Origin of the sequence: Xanthomonas sp. LMG 8993 (assembly GCF_009835065.2) — a bacterium.
Taxonomy (GTDB): domain Bacteria; phylum Pseudomonadota; class Gammaproteobacteria; order Xanthomonadales; family Xanthomonadaceae; genus Xanthomonas; species Xanthomonas arboricola.
On the sequence record NZ_QVIF02000002.1, the window covers coordinates 232,088 to 251,374 of the forward strand.

Annotated in this window: 9 protein-coding genes and 1 pseudogene; 9 read left to right on the forward strand and 1 reads right to left on the reverse strand. The window is 67.0% G+C overall.

Annotated elements, in window-relative coordinates:
• Positions 1 to 116 precede the first annotated feature (116 nt).
• From cysD to DYQ94_RS04245, 8 genes and pseudogenes are all read left to right on the forward strand, one after another.
• A complete protein-coding gene (gene cysD, locus DYQ94_RS04210; RefSeq protein ID WP_160954832.1) occupies positions 117 to 1,025 on the forward strand; it encodes a sulfate adenylyltransferase subunit CysD in 909 nt (302 codons plus the stop codon).
• A complete protein-coding gene (gene cysN / locus DYQ94_RS04215) occupies positions 1,025 to 3,001 on the forward strand; it encodes a sulfate adenylyltransferase subunit CysN (protein WP_160954833.1) in 1,977 nt (658 codons plus the stop codon). Before cysD ends, cysN begins: the two co-directional genes overlap by 1 nt.
• Positions 3,002 to 3,261: 260 nt before the next feature.
• On the forward strand, positions 3,262 to 4,335 hold the full coding sequence (locus tag DYQ94_RS04220; protein ID WP_046344036.1) for an efflux RND transporter periplasmic adaptor subunit: 1,074 nt from the start codon (positions 3,262 to 3,264) through the stop codon (positions 4,333 to 4,335).
• Positions 4,332 to 7,457: an efflux RND transporter permease subunit gene (locus DYQ94_RS04225; protein ID WP_024940307.1), complete on the forward strand. Its 3,126-nt coding sequence runs from the start codon at positions 4,332 to 4,334 to the stop codon at positions 7,455 to 7,457. The genes DYQ94_RS04220 and DYQ94_RS04225 overlap by 4 nt, the downstream gene beginning before the upstream one ends.
• 299 nt (positions 7,458 to 7,756) lie before the next feature.
• Complete coding sequence (locus tag DYQ94_RS04230; protein ID WP_126966305.1) at positions 7,757 to 10,432, forward strand: M1 family metallopeptidase; 2,676 nt, start codon at positions 7,757 to 7,759, stop codon at positions 10,430 to 10,432.
• 69 nt (positions 10,433 to 10,501) lie between these two features.
• Positions 10,502 to 10,684: pseudogene (locus DYQ94_RS04235) on the forward strand (GNAT family N-acetyltransferase); the annotation flags it as partial.
• A gap of 320 nt (positions 10,685 to 11,004) precedes the next feature.
• Entirely contained in the window at positions 11,005 to 11,928 is a 924-nt protein-coding gene (locus DYQ94_RS04240; protein WP_126966304.1) for a TrmH family RNA methyltransferase, read from the forward strand.
• A complete protein-coding gene (locus DYQ94_RS04245; protein WP_160954834.1) occupies positions 11,925 to 13,439 on the forward strand; it encodes a carboxylesterase/lipase family protein in 1,515 nt (504 codons plus the stop codon). The genes DYQ94_RS04240 and DYQ94_RS04245 overlap by 4 nt, the downstream gene beginning before the upstream one ends.
• Positions 13,440 to 13,523: 84 nt before the next feature.
• Here the strand turns inward: DYQ94_RS04245 and DYQ94_RS04250 are convergent, their stop codons facing one another.
• Entirely contained in the window at positions 13,524 to 15,488 is a 1,965-nt protein-coding gene (locus tag DYQ94_RS04250) for a glycoside hydrolase family 97 protein (protein ID WP_160954835.1), read from the reverse strand.
• Positions 15,489 to 15,707: 219 nt separating this feature from the next.
• Here DYQ94_RS04250 and DYQ94_RS04255 point away from each other — a divergent pair, with 219 nt between their 5' ends.
• Positions 15,708 to 19,178, forward strand: coding sequence for a glycosyl hydrolase 2 galactose-binding domain-containing protein (locus tag DYQ94_RS04255; protein WP_160954836.1), 3,471 nt, complete (start codon positions 15,708 to 15,710; stop codon positions 19,176 to 19,178).
• Positions 19,179 to 19,287 lie beyond the last annotated feature (109 nt).

The following is a 19,287-nucleotide window of genomic DNA, read 5'->3' on the forward strand; positions in this document are numbered from 1 at the left end:
TGAGCCGTTATCGCGTTATGCCGGCCGCTTATTTGGGTGCGGGCGGCCCGCGCCACACACTGCGGCGCCTTGCCCTACCATCGGCTGGTCTGCCCGCCGACGCCCACGACACCCTGATGACTCTGCTGCCCCTGTCACACCTGGATCGGCTCGAGGCCGAAAGCATCCACATCCTGCGCGAGGTCGCCGCCGAATTCCGGGCCCCGGTGATGCTGTATTCGGTGGGCAAGGACAGCTCGGTGCTGCTGCATCTGCTGCTCAAGGCGTTCGCGCCGTCGCCGCCACCGATCCCGCTGCTGCATGTGGACACGCGCTGGAAGTTCGGCGAGATGATCGCCTTCCGCGATCAGCGTGCTGCCGAGACCGGCGTGGACCTGCGCGTGCACATCAACCCCGACGGCATCGCCCAGGACGTCGGCCCGATCAGCCACGGCGCGGCGGTGCATACCGACATCATGAAGACCCAGGGCCTGAAGCAGGCGCTGGAGCAGGGCGGCTTCGACGCGGCGATCGGCGGGGCGCGCCGCGACGAGGAGAAATCGCGCGCCAAGGAGCGCGTGTTCTCGTTCCGCAACGCGCGTCATCGCTGGGACCCCAAGAACCAGCGCCCGGAGTTGTGGAATCTGTACAACGCGCGCACCAAACCCGGCGAAAGCGTGCGCGTGTTTCCGCTGTCCAACTGGACCGAGCTGGATATCTGGCTGTACATCTACCGCGAACGGATACCGGTGGTGCCGCTGTACTTCGCCGCGCCGCGCCCGGTGGTGGAGCGCGACGGCGCCTGGATCATGGTCGACGACCACCGCCTGCCATTGCACGACGGCGAGACGCCGCAGCTGCGCTCGGTGCGCTTCCGCACGCTGGGCTGCTATCCGCTCACCGGCGCGATCGAATCGACCGCAGACACGCTGGAAGCGGTGATCGCCGAAATGCTGGTCAGCACCAGCTCCGAACGCCAGGGCCGCATGATCGATCATGCGCCAGGCGCGTCGATGGAGCAGAAGAAGCTTGAGGGGTATTTTTGATGGGCAGGGAATCGGGATTCGGGATTGGGGATTCGCAACAGCGGTTCGCCGTGGACGGAACGGAGGAAGCAGCTGCCTTTGCCAATCCCCAATCCCCACTCCCCAATCCCGGCGCGATCAGCGCCTACCTGCATCAACACGAAGCCAAACCGCTGCTGCGCTTCATCACCTGCGGCAGCGTGGACGATGGCAAGAGCACCTTGATCGGGCGCTTGCTGTACGACAGCAAGCGCCTGTTCGACGATCAGCTTGCCGCGCTGGAGAGCGATAGCCGGCGGCATGGCACGCAGGGCGAGGGCATCGACTATGCATTGTTGATGGACGGGCTGGCCGCCGAACGCGAGCAGGGCATCACCATCGATGTGGCGTACCGTTATTTCGATACCGACCAGCGCAAGTTCATCGTCGCCGACTGCCCCGGGCATGAGCAGTACACGCGCAACATGGCCACCGGCGCATCCACTGCCGATGTCGCGGTGGTGCTGGTGGACGCGCGCAAGGGCTTGCTGGCGCAGACGCGCCGGCACAGTTACATCGTGTCGTTGCTGGGCATCGGACATGTGGTACTGGCGGTCAACAAGATGGACCTGGTGGACTACGACGCGCAGGTCTTCGCCGATATCGTCGAGGGCTACCGCGCGCTGGCCGCGCAGTTGGGCATCGCCGATGTGCAGTGCATTCCGCTGTCGGCCCTAGCTGGCGAAAATCTGTCCAGCCCATCGGCGCAGATGCCGTGGTACCGCGGCCCGCATCTGCTGCAGCATCTCGACACGGTGCACGTGGAGACGCCGGAAGCCGGCAGCGGCTTCCGCTTGCCGGTGCAGTGGGTCAATCGCCCCCATCAGCACTTCCGTGGCTACGCCGGCACCATCGCGGCCGGGCAGGTGCGGGTGAGCGATGCCGTGGTGGTGGTGCCGTCCGGGCGCCGCACGCAGGTGGCATCTGTGCTGGATGCCAATGGCGAGGTGGACAGCGCACGCGCCGGCCAGGCGGTCACGCTGACCTTGCGCGAGGAGATCGATATCAGCCGCGGCGACATCATTGCCGCCGTCGACGACCCGCCGGAAGTGGCTGACCAGTTCGCCGCGCATCTGCTGTGGATGGACGATGCGGCCTTGCTGCCGGGGCGCCCGTACTGGCTGAAGATCGGCACGCGCACGGTTACCGCGAGCATCAGCGAGATCAAGCACAAGGTCGATGTGAACACGCAGGAGCGGTTAGCCGCCAAGCGGCTGGAGCTCAATGAGGTGGGCTACTGCAATCTGGCGCTGGACGAGCCGATCGCGTTCTCGCCGTACGCGCGCAACCGCGTGCTGGGCGGTTTCATCCTGATCGACCGGCAGAGCAATGCCACCGTAGCCGCCGGCACGCTGGAGTTCGCGCTACGTCGTGCCGGCAACGTGCACTGGCAGCATCTGGACGTGGATCGCGCCGCGCGCGCGCGTATCAAGGGCCAGACCCCGCGCGTGCTGTGGTTCACCGGCCTGTCGGGCGCGGGCAAATCCACGGTCGCCAACCTGGTCGACAAGCGCCTGCATGCGCTGGGCTATCACACCTTCATCCTGGACGGCGACAACGTGCGTCACGGGCTCAACCGCGACCTGGGCTTCACCGACGAAGACCGCGTGGAGAACATTCGCCGCGTGGCCGAGGTAGCGCGGCTGATGGCCGATGCCGGCCTGATCGTGCTGGTGAGCTTCATCTCGCCGTTCCGCGCCGAGCGGCAACTGGCGCGCGAGCGCTTCGATGCCGGGGAGTTCGTCGAGGTATTCGTGGACGTGCCGCTGGCGGTCGCCGAAGCGCGCGATGTGAAGGGGCTGTACCGCAAGGCGCGGGCCGGGCAGATTCCCAATTTCACCGGCATCGATTCGCCCTACGAGGCGCCTGAGGCGCCGGAGGTCCATCTTCACGCCGATGGTGAGAACGTAGAGGCGCTGGCGCGTCATGTGCTCGAGTTTCTCGGGCTGGAACGCTGAGCGGGGCTGACAGGACATAGCGGCAGGCGTCAGGCGGGTGTGGGCAACGCGAAGCCGCAATGCATGAATGCGTACATGCAGCGGCCGAGCGGTGGCCGCACCCGTCCGGCAGCCACGCCGCCGTGTCGGTGGCTGCGCTGGCCAGCGCATCGCGCCGACGACAGCAAGGGTCTTTGGTCATGGTGCAAAGCACGCCCTTTCTGTCAACTCCATGGCGGCTAGGTCGTTAAACTTTCGACGTACCCCGCCAGGATGTTCTGATGCTTGTTCGACCCAGCGCGCGTTTCGGCGCAGCGCTCTTGTTGGCCGTCGCGCTGGCCGGTTGTAGCCGTGAGGCCGCCGCGCCGGCCGCCGCCAAACCCATCCCGGTCTCTGTGCAGGCGGTGACCACCCAGCCCTGGAACTCGACCGTGCAGTCGATCGCCACTGTGCGTGCGCGCGAATCGGTGGCGCTGACCGCGGCGGTGAGCGATGTGGTGGAGCAGGTCAATTTCGACAGCGGCGACGAGGTCAAGGCCGGGCAGCTGCTGCTGCGGCTGCGCGGCAATTCGCAGCAGGCGGCACTGACGGCCGCGCAGGCCACCTTCGAGGAAACCGATCAGCTGTACCGGCGCCAGTTGAGTCTGGTTGGCCAGCAACTGGTGGCCAAATCCACTGTCGATACGCAACGCGCGCTGCGCGATGCAGCGCAGGCACGCGTGCAGCAGATGCGCGCGGAGATCACCGACCGCGAGGTGCGCGCGCCGTTCTCCGGTGTGCTCGGCATCCGCCAGATCAGCCCGGGCTCGTTGATCACCTCCAGCACGGTGATCGCCACGCTGGACGATGTGGCGCGCATGTACGTGGACTTCCAGGTGCCGGAGTCGCAGTTCGGCCTGGTGCAGCTCGGCAATACCGTCAATGGCACCGCGGCGGCGTATCCGGGCGAGCAGTTCGAAGGCGTGGTGGCGGCGATCGATTCGCGCATCGACGAGACCACCCGCTCGGTGACGGTGCGGGCGGACTTCCCCAACGGCGATCGTCGCCTGCGCCCGGGCATGTTGCTGGATGTGCGCCTGTTCCAGCCGGCGCGGCAGGCGGTGGTGATCCCGGAGATTGCGGTGGTGCAGGTGGGGCGCGAGTCCTACGTGTTCCGGGTCAAGCCCGACAGCAGCGTGGAGCGCGCCGACGTGCGCCTGGGCGAGCGCCGCGACGGCAAGGTGGAAATTCTCGACGGGGTCAAGGCCGGTGAGCGCATCGTGGTGGACGGCACCGGCAAGCTGCGTCCGGGCCTGAAGGTGGTCGATCAGGCCGCGCCTGCATCTGCAGCGGCGCGCCCGCAGGCAGCACGATGAAACTCTCCGACCTGTCCATTACCCGCCCGGTGATGGCGGTGGTGATGAGCCTGCTGCTGATCGTGCTGGGGGTGATGTCGTTCACCCGGCTGACCTTGCGCGAGTTGCCGGCGATCGACCCGCCAATCGTGTCGGTGGACGTGGAATACACCGGCGCCTCGGCGGCGGTGGTGGAAAGCCGCATCACCCAGGTGCTGGAAGACGCACTGGCCGGCATCGAAGGCATCGAGACCATCGAGGCGCGCAGCCGCAACGGCTCTTCCGATATCAGTATCGAGTTCGTGCAGTCGCGCGATGTGGAAGCGGCCGCCAACGACGTGCGCGATGCGGTCAGCCGCGTCTCCGACCGCATGCCCGACCAGGCGCGCCCGCCGGAGATTTCCAAGGTCGAGGCCGACGCCGACCCCATCCTGTGGCTCAACATGAGCTCCAGCACGATGGACACGCTGCAGCTGTCCGACTATGCCGAGCGCTATGTGGTGGACCGCTTCTCCAGCCTGGACGGCGTGGCGCAGGTGCGTATCGGCGGGCGCCAGCGCTATGCGATGCGGATCTGGCTGGACCGCGATCAACTGGCCGCGCGCGAACTGACCGTGGCCGACGTGGAAGCGGCGCTGCAGAACGAGAACGTGGAGCTGCCGGCTGGCAGCATCGAATCGGCGCAGCGCGATTTCACCTTGCGCGTGGAGCGCAGTTATCTCAAGCCCGAGGACTTCGCCAAGCTGCCGCTCAGCAAGGGCGAGGGCGGCTATGTGGTGCGTCTGGGCGACGTGGCCAGGGTCGAGCTGACCTCGGCCGAGCGCCGCGCCTACTTCCAGAGCAACGGCGTGCCCAATGTGGGCCTGGGCATCGTGCGCAACTCCACCGCCAACGCGCTGGACGTTGCACGCGAGGCGCGCGCGCAGGCCGAGGAAGTGCAGAAATCGCTGCCGCAGGGCACCAACATCTTCGTCGCCTTCGACACCACGACCTTCATCGATGCGGCGGTGGAGCGCGTGTATCACACGCTGATCGAAGCGGTGGTGCTGGTGCTGGTGGTGATCTGGGTGTTTCTGGGCAGCGCACGCGCGGCGCTGATTCCTGCGGTGACGGTGCCGGTGTGCCTGATCGCCGCATTCATCGCGCTGTACGCGTTCGATTTTTCGATCAACCTGCTGACTTTGCTCGCGCTGGTGCTGTGTATCGGCCTGGTGGTGGACGATGCCATCGTGGTGGTGGAGAACATCCAGCGCCGCATCGATCTGGGCGAGCCGCCCTTGGTGGCGGCCAAGCGCGGCACCGGCCAGGTCGCCTTCGCGGTGATCGCCACCACCGCGGTGCTGGTGGCGGTGTTCCTGCCGGTGGGCTTTCTGGAAGGCAATACCGGGCGCCTGTTCCGCGAGCTGGCGGTGGCATTGGCCGCGGCGGTGGCGATCTCGGCCTTCGTGGCGCTGACGCTGACGCCGATGATGTCGTCCAAGCTGTTGCGCTCGCACGGGCAGGCCAGGCCCAACCGCTTCCATCGCTGGTTCGATGGCCGCATGCAGGCCGTGTCCGGGGCGTACGGGCGCTCGCTGGAGCGGCATGTGCATCGCACCTGGATCTTCGCGCTGCTGATGCTGTTGGCATTGGGCGCCAGCGCGTGGTTGATGGGCCGGATCCCCTCCGAGCTGGCGCCGGCCGAAGACCGCGGCAATTTCCAGATCATGATCGACGGGCCCGAAGGCGCCGGCTTCGATTACACCGTGGGGCAGATGCATCAGGTCGAGGCGATCCTTGGCCCCTACGTGGGCCCGGACAAGCCCATCGTGCGGGCCAACCCGCGCGTGCCCGGCGGCTTCGGCAGCAGCGAGGAAATGCACACCGGCCGGGTCAGCGTGTTCCTGCAGGACTGGGAAAAACGCACGCGCCCGACCACCGAAGTGGCCGACGAACTGCAGCAGAAGCTCAACGTGCTCAGCGGCGTGCGTGCGCGCACGCAGGTGAGCGGCGGCCTGGTGCGCAGCCGTGGCCAGCCGTTCCAGCTGGTGCTGGGCGGGCCGGATTATGCGGAGATCGCGCAGTGGCGCGATCGCATCCTGCAGCGCATGGAAGCCAATCCCGGCCTGGTCGGCCCGGACTCGGACTACAAGGAAACCCGCCCGCAGATGCGCGTCAACATCGACCGCCTGCGTGCGGCCGATCTGGGCGTGCCGGTCACCGCGATCGGTGGCGCGCTGGAGGCGATGATGGGCTCGCGCCGCGTGACCACGTTCGTGGACAACGGTGAGGAATACGACGTGATGCTGCAGGCCGGCCGCGAAGGCCGCATGGCGCCGGAAGACCTCACCGCCATCCGCGTGCGTTCCACACGTGGCGAGCTGATTCCGCTGTCCAACCTGGTCACGCTCAGCGAAGTGGCCGAAGCCGGCACCCTGAATCGCTTCAACCGCCTGCGTGCGATCACCATCAGTGCCGGCCTGGCGCCTGGCTACCCGCTCGGCGAGGCGATCGCCTGGGCGCAGCAGACTGCACGCGAGGAATTGCCCGAGTATGCGCAGGTGGACTGGAAGGGCGAGTCGCGCGAATACCAGCAGTCCGGCAGTGCGGTGCTGCTGACCTTCGGCATGGCCTTGCTGGTGGTGTATCTGGTGCTGGCCGCGCAGTTCGAAAGCTTCGCCCATCCGCTGGTGATCATGCTCACGGTACCGTTGGCGGTGCTGGGCGCGCTGGTCGGGTTGTGGGTCACCGGCGGCACGCTCAACCTGTTCAGTCAGATCGGCATCGTGATGCTGGTGGGGCTGGCGGCCAAGAACGGCATCCTGATCGTGGAGTTCGCCAATCAGTTGCGCGACGAAGGCCGCAGCGTGCATGAGGCGATCGTGGAATCGGCATCGGTGCGCCTGCGTCCGATCCTGATGACCTCGATCGCCACCGTGGTCGGCGCGATTCCGCTGGTGGTGGCCGGCGGGCCCGGCTCGGCCAGCCGCGCCACGATCGGCGTGGTGGTGATCTTCGGCGTGTCGCTGTCCACCTTGCTGTCGCTGTACGTGGTGCCGGCGTTCTACAGCCTGATTGCGCCATTCACCAAGTCGCCCGAAGCGGTGGCGCGTGAGCTGGAAACCCTGGAGGCGCAGACGCCGTCGGTAGGCGGTCATGCCTGAGTGACACCGGCAGCGGTGCGCTGCTGCCGGTGGTCGACGACGCGGGAATGCTGCGGCATCGGCGTTGATCACGGTGTTTGCATCTGGCTGCATCGCAAACAAAACCCAAACATCGGGGCGCATGCTGTGTCCATTGAGCGCGGCAGCACCAGGCCAGCGCGATCGATGCGACGCCGCAGCGCGGCCGGTTGCCTCTGGGGGCGGCGCGCTCACCGCATCGGTCGTGCAATGACTAAGGTCACATGACAGTCATGCCCGGCTGTGGTCGACTCCCGCAGTTGCCCTGACCGGAATCGCCAATGCGTCGTCTTGCCTGCCTGCTTGCTCCCTCTCTCCTTGCGCTGTGCTGCGGCACCGCGCTGGCGCAGTCCTCCGGCGAGCCGGTGCCCAATGGCCGCCTGCCGACCTGGGCAGTGCCCGAGCGCTACAGCCTGTCGTTCAAGATCGATCCGGACCAGAGCGAGTTCAGCGGCCGCACCAGCATCCGCGTGCAGCTCAAGCAGCCCTCCGATCACCTCTGGCTGCACGGCAAGGAACTGAAGGTCAGCAAGGTCACGGTCAAGCCGGTCAAGGGCAAGGCGCTGACCGCACGCTACGTGCAAGCCGATGCGCAGGCCGGTGTGGTGCGCCTGGATTTCGGCCGCACGCTGCAGCCGCAGACGCTCACCGTGGACATCGTCTACAGCGCGCCGCTCAATCAGCAGCTGCAGGGCCTGTATCAGGTGAAGTACCAGGGCCAGGCCTATGCGATGACGCAGATGGAGCCGATCAGCGCGCGCTACGCGTTCCCCGGTTTCGACGAACCCGCGTTCAAGACTCCGTTCGACCTCAGCCTGACCGTACCCACCGACGACCAGGCGCTGGCCAACACCATCGCCACCTCGACCAAGCCGGCCGGCAAGGGCTGGAAGACGGTGACCTTCGCTCCGACCGTGCCGCTGCCGACCTATCTGGTCGCCTATGCCGCCGGCCCATGGGATGTGGTGGACGTGCCGGCCATGCCGGCCACCCCGCAGCGCCCCAACCCGACCCCGTTGCGCGGCATCGCCGCCAAGGGCCAGGGCCCGCGCATCACTCCGGCGCTGGACCAGACCCCGGCAATCATCGCCGCACTGGAGGACTATTACGCCTTCGGCTATCCGTTCGACAAGCTCGATCTGGTCGCCGCGCCGGACTTCAGCGCCGGTGCGATGGAAAACCCCGGGTTTGTCACCTTCCGCGACTGGCTGCTGTTGCTGGACAAGGACTCGCCGGCCGAGAACGTGCAGCGCTCCTTCAACACCAACGCGCATGAGCTGGCCCACCAGTGGACCGGCGACGCCGTCACCATGGAATGGTGGGACGACCTGTGGTTGAACGAGGCGTTCGCCACCTGGATGCAGCAGAAGATCACCATGCAGCTGCACCCGGAATATCGCGCCAATCTGGACCGCATCGGCGGCGCGCAGTACGCGATGGACAACGACAGCCTGGTCAGCGCGCGCAAGATCCGCCAGCCGATCACCGGCAACGGCGATATCGAGACCGCCTTCGACGGCATCACCTACCAGAAGGGTGCGGCGGTGCTGGCGATGTTCGAGGCTTTCGTCGGCGAAGACGTGTTCCGCCAGGGCATGCGCGCCTACATCGCCAAGCACAAGTTCGGCAGCGCCACCGCCGACGATCTGGTCGATGCGATCGCCGATGCCGCCGGCAAGGGCGAGGAGTTCAAGGCCGCCTTCCGCAGCTTCCTCAATCAGCCGGGCGTGCCGTATCTGCAGACCCAGCTCGCCCGCGAAGGCGGCAAGACCGTGGTCAAGCTGCAGCAGCAGCGCTATCTGCCGCTCGGTTCCACCGGCTCCACTGCGCAGCAATGGGGCGTGCCGGTGTGCGTCAAGTACGGCAAGGGCAAGAACCAGGTCGGCACCGCCTGCCAGATGCTCGCCGACGGCAGCGGCAGCATCGTGCTGGATGGCGCAGGCAAGAACACCTGGGTGTTCCCGAACGCGCGTGGCGCCGGCTACTACCGTTTCAGCCTGCCCAAGAAGCAGCTGGCTGAACTGGGCAAGCAGGTCGGCCAGCTCGACGACAACGAACAACTGGCCTATGCCGATGCGATCGATGCGGCCTACCGCCACGGCGATACCGACGGCGACGCCGTGCTGGCAGCGCTCAAGCAGTTGGCGCCGTCCGAATCGGCCGATGTGTCCACCGCGCTGCTGAACCGCTTCGTGTGGATCTGGCGCTACCAGGCCACCAGCCAGGCCCAGCGCGACGCACTGCGCAAGGTGGCCGAACAGGCGTATCTGCCGCGTCTGCGTCAGCTGGGTTACACGCGGCGTAGCGGCGAGTCGATCGACGACACCAGCCTGCGTTCGGCGCTGGCCGGGCTGTTCGCGCTGCGCCTGCAGAACGCGGAGGTGCGCAAGGCACTGCTGGCGCAGGGCGATGCGGTCCTGGCCGGCGGCAACGGCGCGCTGGACTTCTCCAAAGCCAATCCGGATCTGCTCGGCACCGCACTGGCAGTGACCGCGCAGGAGCGCGGCGCACCGGCAGTGCAGAGCCTGATCGACGCATTGCGCACGCATGCCGACCCGGCGCAGCGCAACGCCATGATCGCCGCCCTGGGCACGCTGCAGGACCCGGCGCTGCTCAAGCAGGTGCGTGATTTCGCGCTGACCGATGCGATCAAGGTGGGCGAGATGAAGAGCCTGCTGATGCGCGGTCACAGTTATGAGGCCTCGCACGCGTCGATGTGGCCGTGGTTCACCGCCAACTTCGACCGTATCGTGCAGCGCAGTGGTTCGTTCGACGGCGGCGGATTGCCGGCGCTGGGCGCGTCCGGCGGTTGCAGCGTGGAAGAAGCCGACCGCCTGGATGCGTTCTTCAAGCCGCGCCTGGCCACGCTCAGCGGCGCCGACCGCGGTATGGCGCAGACCGGCGAGACCATCCGCCTGTGCGCCGCGCTCAAGCAGGCGCAAACCACCAAGCGCTGAGCCGCGGCCTGCGGCCCGGGTGCGCGGTATCGGCAGTGGCGATAGATACCGCGCACATCGCATCAGGAACGGCTACAGGCAACTGCATGTTCCGCCAGTCGGGCGCGGCGGGACCATCCGGCATCGGCCAGGGTGCTGCTGCGCAACGGCGTTGTCGAAGAAGGCTGCAGCCGCGGCGCGATCATGCGGCCGGATGGGCTGCACAATTTGCGCGTGTTCGCGCGGGTGAGGGTGCCGGCCGATCTGGACTGACCTCGGCCATCTGCGCTGGCGAACGCGTGGGCCAGGCGCATTTGCACGCGGCGGGTTGGCGCAGATCCAACACCGGCATCGGCACCGATCCGCGTGTCCTGCATAGCGTCAACGTCAACCTGAGTCCCTGTGTTGCAGGGCCTCGAAAGCAGCGCCTCGGCTACCTCGTATACGGCTCGTTGCGCCAGTGGCTTACCATCGTCGCCAATGCGTCTGCACCGCCGGCTGCGCCGGCCTGCAGGATGACGAGCAACGCTGGTGGCAAAAGGGGGACACGATCCCCGTAGCGCCGGCAAGCAACACGAACCCTGGATACGACGATGACACAGCATGATGGACGTGGCGGACGACCGCCGCGCGATGGCGGCAGCTCCGGCGCCTCGCACAATCCCTGGGGCCGCGCCGCGCCGCGCACACCGGCAGCGCGCCCGCCGGCACGACAGGCGCCAACGGCGTACACGCCTGCTGCTGCGCAGTCCGCGGCTTCGTCGTCCGGCGGCAATGCGCGCGAGCTGCGGCTGTACGGCATCAACGCAGTGCAGGCCGTGTTCAAGGCGCGCCCGGAGGCGGTGCGCAAGCTGTATCTAAGCGAGGCGCGCATTCCGCAGTTCAAGGCCTTGCTGGCCTGGTGCGTGGCCCAGCGCATCGGTTACCGCGTGGTCGAGGAAGCCGATCTCAGCAAGCTCGCCGCCAGCGCCCACCACGAGGGTGTGGTGGCCGATGTGCTGCGCGTCGCCCCACAGCCGTTGCAGGACTGGCTGGCCGCGTTGCCGCAGGGGCCAGTGCTGGCGCTGTGGCTGGATGGCGTGGGCAACCCGCACAACTTCGGCGCGATCCTGCGCTCGTCCGCGCACTTCGGGGTGGCCGGCCTGCTGCTGCCTGCCGGCTCCACGCTGGGTCTGTCCGGCGCAGCCGCGCGCGTGGCCGAAGGTGGCGCCGAAGCGGTGCCGCTGGTGCAACTGCCCGACACCGCAACGGCGATGGCGCAGCTGCGTCAGGCCGGTTTCGCAGTGGCGGCCACGCTGGTGGAGGGCGGCCAGGACGTGTTCGCCGCCGCGCTGCCGCAACGGCTGGTGTATGTGATGGGCGCGGAGAGCGAGGGCATGGACCGCCAGTTCGCGCGCGATTGCGACCTGCAGTTGTCGATCCGCGGCAGCGGCAAGGTCGAAAGCCTCAACGTGGCCTCGGCCACCGCCGTGTTCCAGGCCGCCTGGCGTGCCCGTGCGTTGGGTGGAGAGTCGTGATGCGCCTGTGTGCCGGTCTGCTTGCCGCCGCTTGTGCGTTGAGCGTCAGCGCGCATGCCGCAGCGGCATCCACGCCTGCCGCACCGCCGCAGGTGCGCACCGATCACGGCCTGGTGCGCGGGCAGTGGCAGGACGACGGCAGTGCGGTGTTCCGCGCGATTCCGTTTGCCGCGCCGCCGCTGGGCGCGCTGCGCTGGCAGCCGCCGCAACCGGCCGCTGCCTGGTCGGGCGTGCGCGATGCGACCCAGGCCGCCACGCCGTGCGTGCAACCGGCGCTGGGCTGGAACGACGCCATGGCCAGCCGCGGTACGGAAGATTGCCTTTACGTCGAAGTGCAGACGCCGACGCTGCAGCCGGCCAAGCCGCTGCCGGTGTTCGTCTGGATCCACGGCGGCGCCAATGTGGCCGGCGGCGCCGATGGCCATCTGCCGACCAACCTGGTCGCACAGGACATGCTGGTGGTGACGCTGCAGTACCGGCTCGGTGCGCTCGGCTTCCTGTCGCTGCCGGAACTGCGCGATGGCGACCATCAAGCCGCCGGCAACTACGCCTTGCTCGATCAGATCGCCGCGCTGCAGTGGGTGCGCGACAACATTGCGCAGTTCGGTGGCGACCCCGCGCGGGTCACCATCGCCGGGCAGTCGGCCGGTGGCCAGGATGTGGGCTTGCTGATGCTCAGCCCGTTGGCACGTGGTCTGTTTTCGGCGGCGATCGAGCAAAGCGGCACCGCCGGGTTCGGATTGCCGGCGCGTTCGCTGGAAGACAATCGCGCCCTGGGCGTGGAGATCGCCAAGCGTGCAGGTATCGATGACCCCACCACGCGTCTGGCGCAGCTGCGCGCGCTGCCGGTGGAGCAGCTGATCAAGGCCGGGCAGGGTGTCGACGTGCCGGCACTGGATGACGATGGCTACATCTGGCTGCAGGCGGTCGTCGATGGGCGCGTGCTGCCGCGTGCGCCGGCCGCGTTGCTGGCCGACGGTGCACAGGCCAAGGTGCCGCTGTTGATCGGCTATGTGGTGCAGGAGCTGGAATACGGCGGCAAACAGGGTGCACAGGCGCGGCTGCGTCGCGACTATCCGGCGCAGGCCGATGCCGTGCTGCAGGCGCAACGCACGCATGCGGCGCAGCGTGCCGCACGGCAGGGCGACGCAGCGATGCAGCTGTCCACCGATCTGACCTTCCGTTGCCCGGCAGTGACCGTGGCCCAGCATCAGGCCGCGCTCGGCGTGCCGGTGTGGCATTACGTGTTCGATACCGCCGCACCGGGCGGGCGGGTCACGCATAGCGCCGAGCTGCCGTTCCTGTTCAAGGGTCTGCCGATCGGCCAGCCGCCGGTGAGTCTGCAGCGCTATTGGGCCGCGTTTGTGCAGCGTGGCAATCCCAACACCAAGGGCTTGCCGGCCTGGCCGGCATTTGCGCCCAAGCATGCGGCATTGCAGTTCGACGCCAGTGGCGTGCGCCCGCTCAAGGATGCACGCCCGGCGGTGTGCGCAGGCGTGGACCTGCCGTAATCGATCGCGCGTACCGCCACGGTACGCGCGCTTGACTCAACTCGACTTGGCTCAACTCAGCGGACGCAGCCCGTCCCGCCGAGCTTATTTTTTTTGCAGTCGCACGGCGGCGCCGCCGTTTGCAGCCAATGGCAGCTGCAGGCTGTCGTTGGAGGTGAGTTTGCGCGTATCGATACGCACCTCCGTCGGGGCCGCGCCGTCGGCATAGATGGTGGCGGTCCAGCTGCCCTTGCCCAGGAATGCCAGCGGCAAGCTCAGCGTGCGTGCCTGCTCGTTGGTCATCGCGCCCACGTACCAGTCCTTGCCGCTGCGCCGCGCCAGCGCGATGTGCTCGCCGATCGCGCCATCGAGTGCGCGCGTTTCATCCCAGCTCGCCGGCACATCGCGCAGGAACTGCGCTGCCGGCACGTTTTCGTATTGTTCCGGGCTGTCGGCGACCACCGCGAACGGGCTTTCGTAGACCACATACATCGCCAGTTGCTGCGCACGTGTGGTCATCACCTGCGGCGCGATGTGCTGCATCTTGAACTCGGCCGGACGCACATTGCGGAAGCCGCCCGGTGTGTAATCCATCGGGCCGAGCAACATGCGCGTAAACGGCAGCGTGAGGTTGTGGGTGGCGGTGATGCGCGTGGTCCACTTGTTGTACTCGGCGCCGAGCACGCCTTCCTGCGTGAGGTAGTTGGGATAGGTGCGGGTCAGGCCGGTCGGGTGATAGGCGCCATGCAGATCCACCAGCAGTTTGTGCTCGGCGGCCTTGGCTAACAGGCGGTGGTAGAAATCCACCATCTGCTGGTCGTCGCGGTCCATAAAGTCGACCTTGATGCCCTTGATGCCGAGTTGCTGATACCAGGCGAGTGCTTCGTCCATGTGCGCATCCAGCGCGCGCCAATGCGCCCATAGCCACAGCCCGACATCGCGCTGCCGTGCGTAGGCCACCAGGCCCGGCAGGTCGAGCTGCTCCACCGGCCGGCGGATATCGGCATCGACGTTGTACTGGCCATCGCCGGTGCTGCCGAAATACCAGCCATCGTCGATCAGCATGTATTGCAGTTTCAATTGCTGCGCGTGATCGATATAGCGCTCAATCGTGGCGGTATTCATGCCCGGCTGTGCCACGCCGCTGGCCAGTGAGCCGGACCACCAATCCCATGCCGATTTGCCCGCGCGCACCCAGCTCGCATCGAAGGCCGGCGGTGAGTTGAGTGCGGAAATCAGATTGGATTCAATCAGGCTGGCCGGGCTGTCACCCAGCATGATCACCCGCCACGGCGTGGCGAAATCGCGGCCTTTGGCATCAAAGCTGACGGCCAGCGTGGGGTCGTCCAGGCGTGGCGATAATTTCGCCGACACGCCCAGGCTGCCATCCTCGCGGCCGCTGAGATACAGGCCGGCATAATCGCGCAGGTTCGCCTCGGCAATTGCCAGCGTGGTGCCGCTGGCATCGGTCTGGCACACCAGCGGCAACTCGAGCAGATTGTGCGGGCGCAGCCTGGATGCGGCGATCGCATCGTATTCGCCCTCATGGCTGGTGCCGAAGCGGCCCAGGTTCAAGCTCCAGCATGCGTAATCGCTGGGGAATGCAAAGCCGGTGAGCTCATTGCGAATCCGCACCTCACCGGCGTCGGGCAGCACATAACGCAGCGCAACGCCGTCGTCGTAGGCGCGCAATTCCACTGTCAGGCGTCGCTGTTTGGGGTCTGACAACTGCACGCGCAATTGGCGGTAGTGATCGCGTGCCTGACGCGTCTTGCCCACGGCCAGGGCGAAGCGGCTGTCATGTGTTTCGTTGGTGCTGCCCTGCAACGTCATCGCCTTGCCGAGCGTGTCGGCGCGGCCCAGATCCAGTCCGAGCGGAGCGTCGTCGAGCACGACTTTGTTGCGATACAGCACGCGATAGGTCGGCACGCCGCCCTCGCGCAGCGTGAATTCCACCTGCGTACGTGCGTCGGGCGACTGCACCTGCAAACGCTGCGCAGCTGCAGGCAACGCGATCGAACACAGCAGCGCGCACGCCGCCGGTAATGCGGACTGGATCAGGTTTCGCATGGGTCCCTCCTCCTGGGAGCGCCAACCCTAACGCAGAACGGTTGTCGTCGATATCCACCTGGGGTAACGTTACCTCGCACCATGGCCGCTGAAACAGGGGCGGCAGCCACGGGCGGCATCACGACAGATGCAATGACAAGGCGACGACGCGTCGCCTTGGCGGTTGCGTCGATGTGGTGTGCACCGTTGCTTGGCAGTAGAGCTTGGGAGAGGCCTCTAATGCTGATGGTTCGCAAGGCGTTCCGCCGTGGAGCGCTGTGGTTGTTGTGTGCTTGCATCACCTGGACTGCAGTGGAGGCTGCACCTGCCGATGCCGATCCGCCCGGTCCCTACGACGTGCGCGTGCTCGCGGGCGGTCTCGGGCTGAGCAAGAAGCTCGCTGCCGGAACACCACTGCTGGCCGCCGATGCGGATTGGAGCGTGTCCGCCTGGGTGCGGCCCTCCAGCGGGACCACCGGCCCGGCCTTGATTGCCGGGCTCGGTGATCCGCAGGCGGCTGGCCGTTTCTTCGTCATCGACAACGGCCTGCTGGGCTTCGCCCAAGGTGCCGAGCATGTGCTGCGCAGCAAGCAGCCGCTGCGCGCCGGTGTCTGGACGCAGGTTGCCGCAATTGCGCAGGGCACGCGCCTGAGCCTGTATGCCAATGGCCGCAAGGTGGCCAGCGGCAACGTGCAGCAAACTGCGGTCGCGCCCACGCTGGTGTTCGGTCCGCGCCAGCAACCGGCGGCGTATACGCAGCACTTCGGCGGCGAGATTGCAGGCTTCACCGCGCAGTCCGGTGCGCTGGATGCGGCAGCCATCGCACGGCTTGCCGGACAGGCGCCGGATCCTGCGCTGCAGCGCTTTGAAGACGCATCGCCCGGCTGGCGCGTGCAGGTCAAGCAGATGGCAGGGCAACTCGCACCGCAAGCGGCGGCGACCCTGCCGCGCAGTGCCGCGCCCTTCCCGGTGCCGGTCGCCAGGCCGGTGTCGGAAGCGCCTGCGCTGCAGCCGCTGGATGCTGCCGCATGGCGGCTCGGTGCATGGCAACTCGCTGCGGCACCAGAGCTCGGTCAGGCCAGCGGTGCGACGCTGTCGCGTAGCGATTACGCTGCCGGCAAGACCCGCTGGCGCGCCGCGACCGTGCCGGGCACGGTACTCACCACGCTGGTCGATCGTGGCGTGTATCCGGATCCGGATATCGGCCTCAACAACATGGCGATTCCCGAATCGCTGAGCCGGCAGGACTGGTGGTACCGCAGCAGTTTCGATCTGCCTGCAGCACTGCAAGGCAAGCGATTGGAGCTGTTGTTCAACGGCATCAACTACGCCGGCGAGATCTGGGTCAATGGCACCCAGGTCGGCCGCACCCGCGGCGCATTCGCACGCGGTCGCTTCGATGTCAGCAAGCAGCTCAAGCCGGGCAGGAACGTCGTCGCGGTACGGGTGTCGCCGCCGCCACATCCCGGCATCGCGCACGAACAGTCGATGACGGCCGGTGTCGGCGAAAATGGCGGCATGCAGGCGTTGGACGGGCCGACCTTCATCGCCAGCGAAGGCTGGGACTGGATTCCGGCGGTGCGCGATCGCAATGCCGGTCTGTGGCAGGACGTGCAGCTGCATGCCACCGGTCCAGTGGCGCTCGGTGATACGCAAGTGATCACCGCGAAGCTGGCACCGGATCATCACCGCGCGGAACTCGAAATCAACGTGCCATTGCGCAACGACACTGCCGCAGCAGTGCAGGGCACGTTGCAGTTGGCCTTTGGCGATGTACGCATCCAGCGCGACGTCACGGTGCCGGCCGGTGGCAGTACGCTCAAGCTCACTGCTGCGGATACGCCGCAGTTGGTCGTCGCCAATCCGCGTCTGTGGTGGCCAAACGGTTATGGCGAGCCGGCGCTGTATACCTTGCAGGCCAGTGTCGAAGTGGCCGGTACGCCGTCGGACGCGCAGCAGCTGCGCTTCGGTATTCGTGAGGTGACCTACGAACTGTCGTTATTCGACGACGATGGCGCGCTGCGCCGCGTCCTGGTCGATCTCAATCAGGCCCGGCAACGCGGCGAGCGCATCGTCGACGTGCGGCATGCAGCGATCCGTCCGGTACCCGGCGGCAATGCGCAATCCCTGTATCCCGGCGCCTTGTCCTCGCCGGCGGTGCAGCAGCTCGACGACAACAGCCTGGCCCCGCATCTGGCACTGCGCATCAATGGTGTGCGTATTGCGGTGAAGGGAGGCAACTGGGGCATGGACGACTGGCGCAAGCGGGTCGCGCGCGAGCGGCTGGAGCCATACTTCCGCCTGCAGCGCGACGCGCATTTCAATGTGGTGCGCAACTGGGTGGGGCAGAACACCGAAGCCAGCTTCTTCGAGCTGGCCGACGAATACGGCATGCTGGTGCTCAACGACTTCTGGCAGTCAACCCAGAACTACAACATGGAGCCGGCCGACGCGGCGCTGTTCCTGGACAATGCCGCCGAGGTGATCAAGCGCTTCCGCAATCATCCTTCCATCGTGCTGTGGTTCGGACGCAACGAAGGCGTGCCGGCGCCGATCCTCAACGAAGGCCTGGACCAGCTGGTGGCCGAACTCGATGGCACGCGCTGGTATACCGGCAGTTCCAACGAGATCAATCTGCAGGGCAGCGGCCCGTATAACTACCGCGAGCCGGTGGCGTACTTCAACAAGCTGGCGCAGGGCTTTTCGGTGGAGGTGGGCACGCCCTCGTTCTCCACCCTGGAGTCGTTCCAGGCATCGGTACCTGCGGCGCAGGACCAGTGGCCGATCAGCGATGTCTGGGCGTATCACGACTGGCACCAGTCCGGTAACGGCGACACCGCCAGTTTCATGCGCTCGCTGACCGACAAGCTCGGCGCGCCGACCAGCCTGGCCGACTTCGAACGCAAGGCGCAGCTGCTCAACTACGAAACGCATCGCGCCATCTTCGAGGGCTTCAACGCCCAGCTGTGGAGCAAGAACAGCGGGCGGCTGCTATGGATGAGCCATCCGGCCTGGCCCAGCAACATGTGGCAGATCTACAGCCACGACTACGACACCCACGCGGCCTACTACGGTGTGCGCAATGCGGCAGAGATGCTGCATGTGCAGATGAACCTGCCCGGCCACGAGGTGGTGGTGGTCAACAATGCGGCCGAGCCGGTGAGCGGCCTGCGCGTGCGCGCAGACGTCTATGCCGCCGACGGAAAGTTGCTGCAGCAGCGCGAGCAAGCGCTGGAGGCCGCGGCGGTTTCGGTGTCGGCACCGGTGCTGCAACTGGCGCCGTTGCTCAAGGACACCAATGGCCTGGGCTTTGTGCGGCTGCAATTGCTCGATCGCGACGCGGTCGTGCGTTCGCGCAATTTCTACTGGGTGGCGCGCGATGCGGCGGCCATGCGCGGTCTGGATGCGCTGGCGGCAGTGCCGGTGCAGCTCAGCACGCAGCTGCAGGAGGGCGCCGAACCGGTGCTGCGCGCCAGCGTGCGCAATGCCTCGCAGCAGGTTGCGCTCAACACCAAGCTGACCCTGGTGGATGCGCAAGGCCAACGCATCCTGCCGGCGTACTACAGCGACAACTACCTCAGCCTGGTGCCGGGCGAGCAGCGCGAGATCGAGATCCGCGGCCCGTCCGCGGCGAGCCTGCGCAATGCCACGCTGCAGGTGCGCGGCTGGAATGTCGAACCATCAACAGGCGTTGCCAACGGGCCTCCGTAGCGGCGCCAGCGCGTTGCCGCGCCGTGCCCCCGCACGGCGTTCGCACTGACGCGCCGATTGCGCGTCAGCCAATACCGCATTGCCGTTGCTGCAATGCCATTCGAAACGG